The following is a 13,203-nucleotide window of genomic DNA, read 5'->3' as shown; positions in this document are numbered from 1 at the left end:
CGCCCTTGTCGTCCCCCGGGCGTGGAGCTCCGCGGGTGGGTCAGGAGCTCCAGAGGTCGCCGCCGGTGGTGATCAGGCCGCGGGCGGCGGTGGTGCGCTGGACGGTGGGCGGGCCCTCCTCCAGCCACATGGCCCTGCAGTCGCGGTACAGGCGCTCTGCGGGGCCGTACTCGCACTCCTCGAAGTAGCCGATGCCGCCGAGGATCTCGAGCATGTTGTCCGAGACGATCTTGACGGTGTCGATCGATGCGAGCTTGCACAGCGAGGCCTGGGTCATCGGGTCCTCACCGGCGTCGTAGCGGCGGGCGGCGTCGTGGATGGCCGAGCGCAGCAGGTAGATCCACTTGCCGGACTCCGCGATCATCGACTGGATCGCCTGACGCCTGACCAGCGGCTTGCCGAAGGTGATGCGCTCCTTGGCGCGGGCGATCGACATCTCGAGCATCCGCTGGGCCATGCCCAGGTTCGAGTCGGCGATGTGGAGGCGGGACAGGCCCAGGGAGTACATCGCGACGTGCAGGCCCTCGCCGACCTCGCCGAGGCGGTACCTGTCGGGAACGCGGCAGTCGGTGAAGCGCAGGCCCGCGTGGCCGGCGCCGCGGCATCCCATCATGTGGGGCATGTCGACGATCTCGTACCCGGGGGTGTCCGTCGGGACGAAGAACGCGGTCAGGCGCTTGTCCTTGTCCGCATCCGGATCGGTCAGCGTGATGAGGTAGGTGCCGTCGGAGCAGTCCGTGTGGGAGATCAGGGTCTTCTCGCCGTTGATCACCCACTCCTCGCCGTCGCGAACCGCCGAGGTCTTGATGTCGGCGCCGGAGCCGGCCTCCTTCTCGGTCAGGGCGAAGTTCACGAAGAGTGTCTTGTCCTGGAAGCGGGGCATCGCCCACTCCTTGAGCTCCGGCTGGGCGAAGTCGTCCATAATGCGCCAGTTCAGGCCGGCGGCGTGGTGGAGGTGCATCCGCATGCCGCCCGGGCCGCGCGAGAACTCCTCCTGCACCTTCATGATCTCGAGGGTCGACAGTCCCCAGCCGCCGTACCGCTCGGGCATGTAGAAGCGGTAGAGGTTGTGCTCCTTGGCGAGCTCGTAGAACTCGTCGGGGAACTTGTTGGTCACCTCGATCTCGGTCTGCAGCTCGTCGAAGGGGCCCTGCGCGAGCTCACGGATCTCCATGAGGTACTGCTGGAACTCCTCTTCGTTCTTCGGCTTCTCTGTGATCATCTACCTTCTCCTTTGACGGTGGTGGTCCGCACAGTGGTGGTGCTCGGACGGCGATGTCCGGCAAGCCATGAACTAACCAGGTAGTACAAAGATATGGGAGTGTGACGGCCGAGTCGAGGGACTCAAGTCCTGCACGCCGATCTTCTCACCGGAGAGGCGGCGCCGTCGTCGAGCCCGAGCCGGGAACCGGGGGCGCACGAGGCGGGCGGGGACCGGAGGGACGAGCCTCCGGTCCCCGCCCGCTGAAGGTGCTCAGGGGCGCGTGATCAGTCGATCAGGACTCCCCGCCCTGAGCGCCGGAGCGTCCGGCGCTCACATTGCTCAGGTCGTAGCGGTCCACGGCGTGCTGCAGCACCGCGCGGCTGAGCCTGCCGTCGTCGGCGAGGGCCTGGAGAGCCTTGACGACGACGGAGTCAGCGTCGATGAGGTAGTGGCGGCGGGCCGCGGCGCGCGTGTCGGAGAAGCCGAAGCCGTCGGCGCCGAGCACGTGGTAGCTGCCGGGGACCCAGGGCCTGATGAGGTCGGGTACCGCGTGGTCGTAGTCGCTGGTGGCGACGAAGGGCCCCTGCGCGCCGGCGAGCTTGCCGGCCAGGTAGGGGACGCGCTGGGGGGCCGAGGGGTGGAGGAAGTTCTCCTCGTCGACGGCGAGCGCCTCGCGGCGCAGCTCGCCCCAGGAGGTCACCGACCACACCGAGGCGCGCACTCCCCAGTCCCGCACCAGGATGCGGCGCGCCTCCAGGACCCAGGGCACGCCGACGCCGGAGGCCAGCAGCTGGACCTCGGGCCCGTCGCTCTCGGGAGCGTCGGCGATCTTGTGGATGCCCCTGATAATGCCCTCGACATCGACGTCGGCCGGCTCGGCCGGCTGGACCATGGGCTCGTTGTACACGGTGAGGTAGTACATGACGTTGCGGTCGCGGCCCGAGTCCGGCCCGTACCAGCGCTCCAGGGCGTCGCGCACGATGTGGCGGATCTCATAGGCGTAGGCCGGGTCGTAGGAGGCGAAGGCCTCATTGGTCCAGGAGATGAGCGGGGAGTGGCCGTCCATGTGCTGGGTGCCCTCGCCGGTCAGCGTCGTGCGCCCGGCGGTGGCGCCGACGACGAAGCCGCGCGCGAGCTGGTCGCCGGCCGCCCAGAACTGGTCGCCGGTGCGCTGGAAACCGAACATCGAGTAGAAGATGTAGACCGGGATCATGGGCTGGCCGTGGGTGGCGTAGCTCGTGCCCGCGACCTGGAACAGTGCGGCTGAGCCGGCCTCGTTGATGCCGGTGTGCATGATCTGCCCGGAGTCGGACTCGCGGTAGGACAGCATCATGCTCGCGTCCACCGGCGTGTAGCTCTGGCCCTGGGTGTTGAAGATCTTCTTGGTGGGGAAGAGGGACTCCAGGCCGAAGGTGCGCGACTCGTCGGGGATGATCGGCACAATGCGGCGCCCGATGCCCTTGTCCTTGATGAGCTCCTTGAGCAGGCGCACGAAGGCCATGGTGGAGGCGACCTCCTGCTTGCCGGACCCGCCCTTGAGGAGGTTGTAGGCCCTGTCCCCGGGCAGCTCGAGCCGGCCGCCGTCGTCGCGCCGCTCGGGCAGGAAGCCGCCGAGCTGCTTGCGGCGCTCGAGCATGTAGAGCAGCGCCGGGTCTTCGGGCTCGGGCCGGTAGTAGGGCGGCATGTAGGGGTCCGCCTCGAGCTGGGCGTCGGTGACCGGGATGTGGAGGCGGTCCCGCAGGCCCTTGAGGTCGTCGACCTTGAGCTTCTTCATCTGGTGGGTGGCGTTGCGGCCCGCGAAGTGGGAGCCCAGCAGGTAGCCCTTGACCGTGTGGGCGAGGACGACGGTGGGCTGGCCCCTGTGCTCGGTGGCCGCCTTGTAGGCGGCGTACATCTTGCGGTAGTCGTTGCCGCCGCGCTGGAGCGCCCAGATCTCCTCGTCGGTCCAGTCCTTGACCAGCTCGGCGGTGCGCGGGTCACGGCCGAAGAAGTGCTCGCGCACGTAGGCCCCGTCGTTGGCCTTGAAGGTCTGGTAGTCGCCGTCGAGCGTCTCCATCATGAGGTGCTCCAGGGCGCGGTCCTTGTCGGCGGCCAGCAGCTGGTCCCAGCCGCGGCCCCAGATCACCTTGATGACGTTCCACCCGGCGCCCTTGAAGAAGGCCTCGAGCTCCTGGATGATCTTGCCGTTGCCGCGCACGGGCCCGTCGAGGCGCTGCAGGTTGCAGTTGATGACGAAGGTGAGGTTGTCCAGCTGCTGGGAGGCGGCCAGCTGGAGCATGCCGCGGGACTCCGGCTCGTCCATCTCGCCGTCGCCCAGGAACGCCCAGGTGCGCTGGGCGGAGGTGTCCTTGATGCCGGCGCCGGAGAGGTACCTGTCGAACCAGGCCTGGTAGATGGCCTCGGCCGGCCCCAGCCCCATGGAGACGGTGGGGAACTCCCAGAAGTCCTCCATGCGGCGCGGGTGCGGGTAGGAGGGCAGGCCGCGCCCGCCGGTGGCGGCGGGGTGGGAGTACTCCTGGCGGAAGCCGTCCAGGTCGGCCTCGCTCAGGCGGCCCTCGAGGAAGGCGCGGGCGTAGTTGCCCGGCGAGGCGTGGCCCTGGAAGAAGACGTGGTCGCCGCCGCCGGGGTGGTCCTTGCCGCGGAAGAAGTGGTTGAAGCCCACCTCGTAGAGGGTGGCGGTGGAGGCGTAGGAGGAGATGTGCCCGCCCACGCCGACGCCGGGGCGCTGGGCGCGGGTGACCATGACGGCGGCGTTCCAGCGCAGCCAGCGGCGGTAGGTGCGCTCAGCGTCCTCGTCGCCGGGGAAGTAGGGCTCGTCCTCGACCGCGATGGTGTTGACGTAGGGGGTGGTGGTCTGGGCCGGGAGGCTGACGTTCTTCTTGCGGGCCTCGGCCAGCATCGACAGCAGGATGTAGCGGGCGCGTGGGCCGCCCTTGTCCTGGATGAGGGCCTCGAGGGACTCGAGCCACTCCCTGGTCTCCTCGGGGTCGTTGTCGGCGACCTTGGTCAGGAGGCCGTCGATCAGCGGCGTGGCGTCACTGGTGGGGCTCACGGAATCTTCTTTCCTCGCGTCTGTGCGGTCGGTGGCGGGCCGACGGAGGTGGCTCCGGACGGCTCTTGGACGCCTGGTGGTCGATCGAGCCGGTGGGCACGCGCCGGGTCCGCCTGAGTTCGTACGATCCTAAACCTAGGGCCTTTGAGCGGCCGCAGCCGTTCCTCGGAGGGAAGAAAGTCCCAGGTCACGTGTGATGTGCAGCATGTTGGCGCCGGCGAAGGGCGTGGCGCCGCCCCATTGCGCAGGCATTCGGCAGAGTTGCGTATGCGTGTTCGCTTGCGCGTCCCCGCCCTTGTACGGTGGGGTAGTACCCACGGCCTCGACGGCGGGGCCGGCAAAGGGGCGCAACGCCCAGGAAGGGAGCAGACCATAGTGACGAGCACAGCAGGTGGGGCCTTCGGCTTCGCCTCGGGCCTCATCGTCCAGGAGTTCGGGTACGACGACGATGTTGACGAAGCTCTCCGGCGGGCTGCGGAGGCCGAGACTGGAACCGGGCTCGTGGGCGAGGACTACGAGGATGTAGCCGACTCCGCGCTCATCTGGTGGCGCCACGACGACGGCGACGTGGATGACCTGACTGACCTGCTCGTGGATGCGCAGGCCAATCTCGACGGCGATGGCCTGTTGTGGCTGCTGACGCCCAAGGCGCGCACCACGGGTGCGGTTCCCGCCTCCGAGATCGAGGAGGCGGCCGGGACCGCCGGCATGCACGCGACGTCAGCGGCCTCGATGGGGGAGCACTGGAGCGGCATCCGCATCTCCAGCCGCCGGCGCTGACCGGGGCGTTGGCAGCCGCCCCGCGTGCGGGACGCGCCGCCGAGTGCGAGCACGTCCTGCCGCGCACGCGATGCCGGCTGCCCTGAAGCGGAGAACCGCACCTGATAACGTCGCCCACACGGCCCTCCATGGGCTGCGGACCTGTAGCTCAGCTGGTAGAGCAGCGCGTTTACACCGCGGAGGTCGTCGGTTCGAGTCCGGCCGGGTCCACTAGTCCGTCGAAGCTTGGCGGGACCAGCCATTGACACCCCAGTGGAGGCGCTGTTACTGTCGAGATGCGCTCCTGAGCCGGGCAACAATCCTTGGATTGATGCCCTCGTCTATCCCTACAAGTTGAGAGCACATCCGTCGGTCTTGCCATCGTCCGCTCGTCTTGCACACTCGCGGCGTGGTGTCCCGTCGGATGGGTCAAGGTATACGCATGACCATGACTATGTGTCAGACCGCCACAATCCGTCGCACGGCCACGTCCCCCATTCGGTGTGGGGGGTGACTCATGTCGCCGGTCATTGAGACGCATTCACTAACCAAGAGTTACGGAAAATCCCGTGGTATCGAGGACGTCAATCTCGCCGTCGAGAAGGGCGAGGTCTTTGGCTTCATCGGCCCAAATGGCGCGGGAAAGAGCACGACGATCCGAACACTTCTCGGCTTCCTGAAGCCCACGAGTGGGAGCGCGAAGGTCTTGGGCTACGACGTGGTCGAGGAGTCCCGCGAGATCCACAAGAGAATCGGCTATCTCCCCGCAGACGTCAGCCTCTACGATGACATGACGGCGGGTGAGTTGCTTGATTTGTCCGCGAAGTTTCACGATGTCGATGGGTCTGACAAGATCAAGGAACTCAGTTCACGGCTGGATCTCAACCTGTCGAAGAAGTTCCGTTCGCTGTCGACGGGAAACAAGAAGAAGGTCGGGATCATCCAGACCATTCTTCACGATCCCGACTTGCTCATCTTCGACGAACCCACCAGCGGCCTGGATCCTTTGGTGCAGAACACCTTCTACGAGATTCTTCGCAACGAACAGGACGCTGGCAAGACCGTCTTCTTCTCGTCCCACGTCCTCAGCGAGGTGCAGCGACTCTGCAACAGGGTCGCGATCATCAGGGAGGGCAAGCTTGTCGCGGTCGAGGAGTTGTCCGAGCCCGGTGCGGCCCAGTACAAGTCGGTTCGAGTCCGGTTCCGCGACCCTGACGTGACGCCGGAGTTCGCGGGGGCCAATTCCATGGAGAAGACGGAACTTGGGTGCAAGTTCATGATCCAGGGCGATGTCAATCGGCTGCTCGGCTGGCTCGCCGGGCATGAGGTCGAGGAACTGACAATCGAAGACCCGCCTCTCGAGGAAGTCTTCTTGAACTTCTATTCGGGCGATGACAAGACTCAAGAGAGGGGGGCCTGACGTGAATGGGGTCCTTTTTCGCACGGATGTTCGTCGTCACCGCACCTTGTTCATCGTCTGGGTGTTAATCTTGCCACTCATGAGTATCTTCCGCATGGCGGGATACCCTGAGTTCTACGAAAAGTACGGTTTTGCCAAGGAGGCTCTGCAAGAGTTTTCGCCGGCGGAAGTGGCAATGTTCGGCCTTGCCGACGTCGACATGACCACCATCACCGGGTACTATGGGGCTCGTGTCTTCTCGGTCCTAGTACTCTTGGGCGCGGTTTACTTGATCATGCTGGGCGCAACGATCTTGTCCAAGGAAGAAGACGACAACACGATCGAGTACCTGTTGGTGCAGCCGCTGAGTCGTACCGCGATCGTGGTGACGAAGATCGCAGTGGTCATTTTCTATGCTGTCGCCCTCAACATCGTTCTGTTTCTCGCGTCCTGGGCGATGTGTGCCGCTTTCCAGCAGGACGGGTATTCCCTGCAGGCGCTTGCCCAGTTGGCTCTCGGGTCGTTTCTCGTGCACTTGATGTTTGCTGCGATCGGATTCCTTCTGTCGGTCTTCGTAGTGCGTTCCCGGGTCATTTACCCGCTCGCTATCGGAATTTCTCTCGGCGCTTATTTCCTTCAGTTGCTTGCGAACTCCAGCGATTCGGCCCAGTGGTTGTCGTGGTTCTCGTTCTTCTCCTACGTCCGAGTCGGCGAAGCGACCAAGGGGAGCGCCGCGATGGATCTTGCCCATCTACTGGTATCATTGTTCGTGATCGTCGGATGTTTTGCCGCCGCAGTATTCGTGTATCGGCGCAAGGACATCTCGGCCTAACTGGCGAAAGAGCCCCGGGCATCATCCGCCGGCGGGGCAGTGGAGCGCACCGACAGCGCTGCGGTCAACCGCTGCGCGTTATCTGCGCGACTTTCTTGGGACCTGTACACGGACCGGAGGTGAGGCACGACTGTGTTCGAGAGCACGAGGCGGTTGCGTTTGTCGCGCTCGGACCGTCAGTCGGAAGCGGTCATCAGCTGCGTTCCCGTCGGCGACTGGTCGTCTTTCGTGGAGTCGTTGCACCCCCACGAGTGGGAGCAGCTGGGGCGCGCGAGGTCCGACAAGAGGCGGTCGGACTTCGTGGCTGGGCACCATGCAGCGAAATTGGCGATCTGCGCGCAGCTCGCGACGTGGCTTCGTCCTTCCTCGATCCTCATCGAGCCTGGTGTGTTCGGACAGCCGATCGTCCGCTGCCCTGAGTCGGCGAGGGTCGGGGTCAGCATCGCTCACAGCGGCGGATGCGCCGTGGCGGTCGCCTTCGACGTCGGGCATCCCATGGGAATCGACATCGAGCTGATCGATCGGAAGCGGGAGGCCGCCCTGCGATCCCAAGTGGTCGACAGCGAGGTCAGTTTGTGTCTCGCACACCGGGTGCCGACGCTCGAGATGAGTACCTATCTGTGGTGCGCCAAGGAGGCGGTGGGTAAGGCGATGCTCACGGGACTGACCGTGCCGTCCTCGCTGCTCGAGGTGTCGTCCGTGGTCGCAGATCATGATGGGTACCGCATCCGGTTCCGGAATCTCATCCAGTACGGGGCCAGGGCGGTTCGAATCGGAAACTACGCGGTGGCTCTGGGGCATCCGCGCGACACGGAGCTCGAAGGATTCGGCTCAACGAAGGCACTCGTCGCGGGGGTGGCCCATGCGTGACTGGGCATTCATCTTTCCCGGGCAGGGTTCCCAGTTCCCCGGCATGGGGCACGACCTCTGGCTGCGGTTTCCCGAGTTCAGAAGGGACATGCAGCAGATCGACACCGTGGTGCGGGATCACCGCGGCGACGGGTTCTTGGACGCGCTGTATGGTGATGAGTGGGCCAACGCCGTGACGGACCTTCGCGTGAGCCATCCGGCGATCTTCTCGCTCCAGTACTCCGTATCGCAGCTCCTGATCCGACGCGGGGTGCAGCCGACCTGCTTGGTGGGGGCCAGCCTGGGAGAGGTGGCAGCGGCCACGTTCGCTGGCGGGTTCGGGGCCGAGATGGCGGTCAGAATGATCTGTGAACAATCCGATCGAATTGTCGAGCAGTGTTCTCCGGGCGGAATGGTGGCCGTGTTTGCCCGTCCGGAGGTATGGCACGATGGCATCGCCGCCCGACACGAGTGCGACCTCGTGTCGGTGAACGGGCCGGAGCACTTCGTCGTGACGGGAGGGCTGGACAACCTCGAGTCGTTGCAGGCCGAACTGGATGCCGCCGCCGTCAACTACGTCGCGCTGCCGGTGAGGTATCCGTTCCACTCAAGGCGGCTTGACTCCCTGAAGCCTCCAGCCCGCACGGAAGCGGGTGCGGGAGCATCACTGCGAGTGCCCTTCTATTCGTGTGCTGCTGGTGGACGAGTGGACTCGCTCGAGCCCGGCCACTGGTGGCGCGTCTTCCGAGAACCGATCAGGGCAGCGACCGCCCTACGGGCAATGGCCCAGTCGGGGCGTTATCGCTGTGTCGAGATCGGACCGGGAACCTCGATGTCCGCGATCCTGCGCCAGCACTCCATTCCCGCCGAGTCCAGTCACGCCCTGGTGACGCCATTCATGAGCAGCAGCCACATGGTCGAGAAGTTGTCCACGTTGTCCGACCAAGACCCCACGGGGAGGGGCCGATGCGCCTCAACCACCCCCCAATCCGTCGACACCACTACGGAGGAGCTCCGTCTCATGTCACCACAACCGTCCGGGAGACCCGATGGCAACGAGTTGCTCGCCTACGTCTTCCCAGGTCAGGGTTCACAGTCCATCGGTATGGGCCATGAGCTCTTTGATCAGCACTCGGAAGAGCTCGCCCAGGCCGATCGGATCCTCGGCTGGTCGGTGAAGGAGTTGTGCCTCGCCGGTCCGAAGGATCGCCTGGACAACACGGAGTTCACGCAGCCAGCCCTCTACGTCGTCAATGCGTTGAGCTATCTCAGCAAGACAGCGAACGGTGCGCCTCTTCCCGACTTCGTCGCGGGACACAGCTTGGGTGAGTACAACGCGCTCCATGCGGCAGGGATTGTCGACTTCGCCACGGGGCTGTCCCTCGTGAAGATCCGAGGTCAGTTGATGGCTCGGACCCGGGGTGGAGGAATGGCCGTGATCCTGGGACTTGGCGAAGACGCTGTGGCCGCAGTCCTCGCCAAGGGCGGCCAGGAGGCCGTCGACATCGCCAACCTCAACTCGCCCGAGCAAGTCGTCATCTCCGGAATGCGTGAAGATGTGCTGGGTTGCGAGCAGCTCTTCACGGCGGCGGGGGCACGCTTCGTGCCGCTCAACGTCAGCGGTGCGTTCCACTCCCGCTACATGCGCGATGCGCGGGAGCAGTTCGAGCAACAGCTGAAGGGTATTTCCTTTGGGAGGCCTTGTTGCCCAGTCATCTCAAACGTCACCGCTCGCCCCTATGACGCGGACACGGCGCGCCTTCTTGCCGAGCAGATCACCTCTCCCGTGCAGTGGGTTGATACGGTGCGCTACCTGTTGCGCGCCGGAGCGACCCTTGAGCAAGTCGGTCCCGGCAACGTGCTGACCGGCCTGACACGCGCGATTGTGCGCAGCGACGCGAAGGCTCAGAACGAGAAGACGACCCGCGCCGAGGAGGTACGTCGATCGGTCATTTCGGGACAACCAGAGCCGCGCGTTGAGTCCGCCCCCGTGCCAGCGCCCGGAAATGAGACGCTCTGCTCGGCATACGGGCTCAAGCATCCCTATGTCACCGGCTCGATGTATCGCGGGATTGCGTCCAAGGAACTCGTTGAGCGTATCGCGCTGGCCGGCATGCTCGGGTTCGTCGGCACTGGGGGAATGCCACTGTCCGAGGTCGGCGTTTCGATCGACTATCTCCAGCGGCGGCTTCCGGCGGGGACGCCGTTTGGGTTCAACCTTCTGCACAGTCACGGTGATCCTCGACGCGAGGACGAGCTGGTCGATCTGCTGCTCTCGCGAGGCGTGAACGTGATCGAGGCATCCGCCTTCATTGATGTGAGTCCGGCCCTGGTCCGGTTCCGACTCAACGGCGCGCACAGGGGTGCGGACGGGCGGGTCATCACACCGCACCGGGTCATGGCCAAACTCTCCCGCCCCGAGGTCGCTGCCGCGTTCATGAGCCCGCCGCCGGAATCGATCGTCTCGCAGCTCAAGGATGCGGCGGTCATCACGGCCGAGGAGGCGAGCCTCGCGCGTGACGTGCGCATGGCAGACGATGTCACGGCCGAGGCTGATTCGGGTGGGCACACGGACGCTGCGGTCGCCCTCACCCTGATCCCCACCATTGCCCGTCTGCGGGACCGCATGCAGGAGGAGTCGCCGCAGTTGCCTCGGGTGCGAGTCGGGGGCGCCGGTGGTATCGGAACTCCTGAGTCTGCGGCCGCCGCCTACCTGCTCGGCGCTGAGTACATCGTCACCGGTTCGATCAACCAGTGCACCGTCGAGTCCGGGGCCAGCGACGTGGTGAAGGACCTTCTTCAGGACATCAACGTCCAGGACACCGACTACGCGCCGGCGGGGGACATGTTCGAGCTGGGAAGCCGTGTGCAGGTGTTGCGACGAGGAGTGTTCTTCCCGGCTCGCGCGAACAAGCTCTACTCCCTGTACCGCCAGTTCGACTCCTGGGAGGCGATCGATGTGGACACGCGCCACCAGCTCGAGCAGCGGTACTTCCGTCGCTCCTTCGACAGCATCTGGGACGAGGTGAAGTCGCGGGTCAGCACCAACTGCGGGGAAGCGCCCACCGATCGGCAGAAGATGCTGGCGGTCTTCAAGTGGTACCTCGCCCATTCGACGCAGCTCGCCCTAGCCGGAGACAAGACCCAAGTGGTCGACTTCCAAGTCCACTGCGGACCGGCGCTGGGGGCGTTCAACCAGTGGGTCAAGGGCACCGAGTTCGAGAACTGGCGGAACCGTCGCGTCGATGACATCGGGATCAGGCTGATGACCGAAATGGGCCGGTTGTTGGATTCGAGGGCACGGGGCTTCGCAGATTTCGCAAGCTGACTGACCACGTTGACGCATGGCATCCGATCGGTCACGCGCCTGGATGACGCAGACGGACTGGATGACTTACTCGAAACCGATGATGCAGACCGATAGAGAAACGTGATGCTGGACTTGGAGACGATTCGGGTGAAACCGACGGGGGAGGGGCGTGGCACCACCGTCCTTTTCGTCCACGGCGGATACTTCGCGGCATGGTGCTGGGAGAAGTTCCAGCCGTATCTGGCGGACCGGGGCTACGGCTCGTGGGCGGTCAGTCTGCGGGGACATGGCGCAAGCCGCACGACGCAGCCGCTCAGATCGCTGAGGCTCGAGCAGTACGTCGAGGACGTCGTCGAGACGTTGAAGGCCATGCCGACGAGACCGGTCGTTGTCGGTCACTCGATGGGTGGTGGCATCGTTCAGAAGGTCCTCGGCGCTGACGAGGACCTTGTGTCCGGCGTCGTGCTGTTGTCCTCGATGCCCCCGTCCGGCGTCGGGGGGAAGGAGGCGCTGGCGTGGATGAAGCTCGGCATGGGGGCCATGGTCAAGTTGTGGAAGCTGCACAGCGGCAAGCTCGGCCCCGAGGACGCTGCTGATCGGGCGGCCTTCCCCTACGGGATGTTCTTCGCCGGCGATCTCGACAAGGACACGCTCGTCTCGTACGGCAGCCGGATGCAGGGAGAATCACAGCGTGCCGGAAAGCAACTGTCACGGACGGTTCTGCGGGACCCCAAGTCGGTGGGCGTGCCGGTGGCGGTCATCGGGGGAGAAGAGGACCTGTTCTTCGCCCCGCAGGTGAATCACGCGACTGCCGATGCCTATGGCGTGGACGCCACCATCGTGCCCGGCGTTGGCCACGCGGCCATGCTCGATTCGAACTGGGTTGCGGTCGCGGACCGACTGATCGACTTCCTCGAATCGTTGGAGGAGCGCTGATGCCGCAGCAAGGAGCTCCTGTCGTCGCGTCCCGCACCCGTGCCAGTTCGTATGATGTCTGCTCAATCGGCGCCGGCATTGACGCCGAGACGGCGCGGCTCTCGGCCCAGGTCGACCTCTTCTGGGAGAAGGAGAGAAGGCTCTACGAGTCCTACGGGCTCGGCGCCGCCCGTCGGGTCGTCGAGTTGGGGTGTGGTCCCGGCTTCGTTCTGCGCCACATGGCCCACGAGTTTCCCGGTCTCGAACTGCACGGGCTTGAACTCGATCCCGACCTGGTGGTGCGCGCTCGCGAAATGTTCGCCGAGGAGTCGTTGGACGTGACCGTTCGAGAGGCGAGCATTCTGGACACTGGCTACGAAGAAGGGGCATTCGACTTCGTGCTCGTGCGACTCGTCCTCGAGCACCTGCCCGATCCCGAGAGGGCGCTGCACGAGATCCTTCGGATCACTAAACCTGGCGGACGTGCGGTCGTAGTGGACAACGACTTCGAGATGCATCTCATGGCGAGCCCGCCAGTGCCGGAGTTGCGCGAGGTGTACTCGGCCTATTGCAGGGCGCGCGAGGACGAGGGCGGCAACCCACTGATCGGCCGAGACCTTCCGCTGCTCCTGCGCGCGACCGGGTTCGTCGACGTTGACTACGACATCGTCGCGGCGCACAGTGCGGTGCTGGGTGACGAGATCTTCTCGCGCTCCGAGGGCATCAGCATCCCGTCGCGACTCGTTCAGGACGGCTACCTGAGCAGTTCGACCATGGGCCACCTTTCACGACGCTGGCGTGACGTTGTGCGAAGTCCCCGACATGCCCAGATCCGACAACTTCATGTGAGCGCCGCCAGACGACCGACAATCTGACAGGAGAT

9 protein-coding genes and 1 tRNA gene are annotated in these 13,203 nt (G+C 65.2%); 8 read left to right on the top strand and 2 right to left on the bottom strand.

The window, feature by feature from the left end:
• Positions 1–40: 40 nt before the first annotated feature.
• Both O145_RS02190 and aceE read right to left on the bottom strand, forming a co-directional pair.
• Complete coding sequence (locus O145_RS02190; protein WP_043559134.1) at positions 41–1,222, bottom strand: acyl-CoA dehydrogenase family protein; 1,182 nt, start codon at positions 1,220–1,222, stop codon at positions 41–43.
• A gap of 274 nt (positions 1,223–1,496) precedes the next feature.
• Complete coding sequence (gene aceE, locus O145_RS02185; RefSeq protein WP_043559131.1) at positions 1,497–4,256, bottom strand: pyruvate dehydrogenase (acetyl-transferring), homodimeric type; 2,760 nt, start codon at positions 4,254–4,256, stop codon at positions 1,497–1,499.
• Between the two features lie 375 nt (positions 4,257–4,631).
• Here aceE and O145_RS02180 point away from each other — a divergent pair, with 375 nt between their 5' ends.
• The 8 genes from O145_RS02180 to O145_RS02145 all read left to right on the top strand — a co-directional run bounded on the left by O145_RS02180 (position 4,632) and on the right by O145_RS02145 (position 13,195).
• Entirely contained in the window at positions 4,632–5,036 is a 405-nt protein-coding gene (locus O145_RS02180; protein ID WP_043559128.1) for a DUF3052 family protein, read from the top strand.
• A 137-nt stretch (positions 5,037–5,173) separates the two neighbouring features.
• Positions 5,174–5,246, top strand: a tRNA-Val gene (locus O145_RS02175).
• Between the two features lie 286 nt (positions 5,247–5,532).
• Positions 5,533–6,435 (top strand): ABC transporter ATP-binding protein, encoded by a 903-nt coding sequence (locus tag O145_RS02170; RefSeq protein ID WP_043559125.1) that lies wholly within the window; start codon positions 5,533–5,535, stop codon positions 6,433–6,435.
• Complete coding sequence (locus tag O145_RS02165; protein ID WP_267489900.1) at positions 6,407–7,246, top strand: ABC transporter permease subunit; 840 nt, start codon at positions 6,407–6,409, stop codon at positions 7,244–7,246. Before O145_RS02170 ends, O145_RS02165 begins: the two co-directional genes overlap by 29 nt.
• A 132-nt stretch (positions 7,247–7,378) precedes the next feature.
• Positions 7,379–8,116, top strand: coding sequence for a 4'-phosphopantetheinyl transferase family protein (locus O145_RS16340; RefSeq protein ID WP_052374543.1), 738 nt, complete (start codon positions 7,379–7,381; stop codon positions 8,114–8,116).
• Complete coding sequence (gene fabD, locus O145_RS02155; RefSeq protein WP_043559118.1) at positions 8,109–11,423, top strand: ACP S-malonyltransferase; 3,315 nt, start codon at positions 8,109–8,111, stop codon at positions 11,421–11,423. The genes O145_RS16340 and fabD overlap by 8 nt, the downstream gene beginning before the upstream one ends.
• A 105-nt stretch (positions 11,424–11,528) precedes the next feature.
• Positions 11,529–12,341 carry an alpha/beta hydrolase gene (locus O145_RS02150; RefSeq protein WP_052374541.1) on the top strand — a complete coding sequence of 271 codons (813 nt, stop codon included), beginning with the start codon at positions 11,529–11,531 and terminating at the stop codon, positions 12,339–12,341.
• Entirely contained in the window at positions 12,341–13,195 is an 855-nt protein-coding gene (locus tag O145_RS02145; protein WP_052374539.1) for a methyltransferase domain-containing protein, read from the top strand. Before O145_RS02150 ends, O145_RS02145 begins: the two co-directional genes overlap by 1 nt.
• Positions 13,196–13,203 lie beyond the last annotated feature (8 nt).

This window comes from Actinomyces israelii DSM 43320 (assembly GCF_000711965.1).
Lineage (GTDB): Bacteria > Actinomycetota > Actinomycetes > Actinomycetales > Actinomycetaceae > Actinomyces > Actinomyces israelii.
This window is presented reverse-complemented; position numbering and strand designations above follow the sequence as displayed.

What these genes read in the sequence shown, in the direction of transcription:
- O145_RS02190 (WP_043559134.1), bottom strand. Translation starts at nt 1,222, where the DNA reads ATGATCACAGAGAAGCCGAAGAACGAAGAGGAGTTCCAGCAGTACCTC.
- O145_RS02170 (WP_043559125.1), top strand. Translation starts at nt 5,533, where the DNA reads ATGTCGCCGGTCATTGAGACGCATTCACTAACCAAGAGTTACGGAAAA.
- O145_RS02165 (WP_267489900.1), top strand. Translation starts at nt 6,407, where the DNA reads ATGACAAGACTCAAGAGAGGGGGGCCTGACGTGAATGGGGTCCTTTTT.
- fabD (WP_043559118.1), top strand. Translation starts at nt 8,109, where the DNA reads ATGCGTGACTGGGCATTCATCTTTCCCGGGCAGGGTTCCCAGTTCCCC.
- O145_RS02150 (WP_052374541.1), top strand. Translation starts at nt 11,529, where the DNA reads ATGCTGGACTTGGAGACGATTCGGGTGAAACCGACGGGGGAGGGGCGT.
- O145_RS02145 (WP_052374539.1), top strand. Translation starts at nt 12,341, where the DNA reads ATGCCGCAGCAAGGAGCTCCTGTCGTCGCGTCCCGCACCCGTGCCAGT.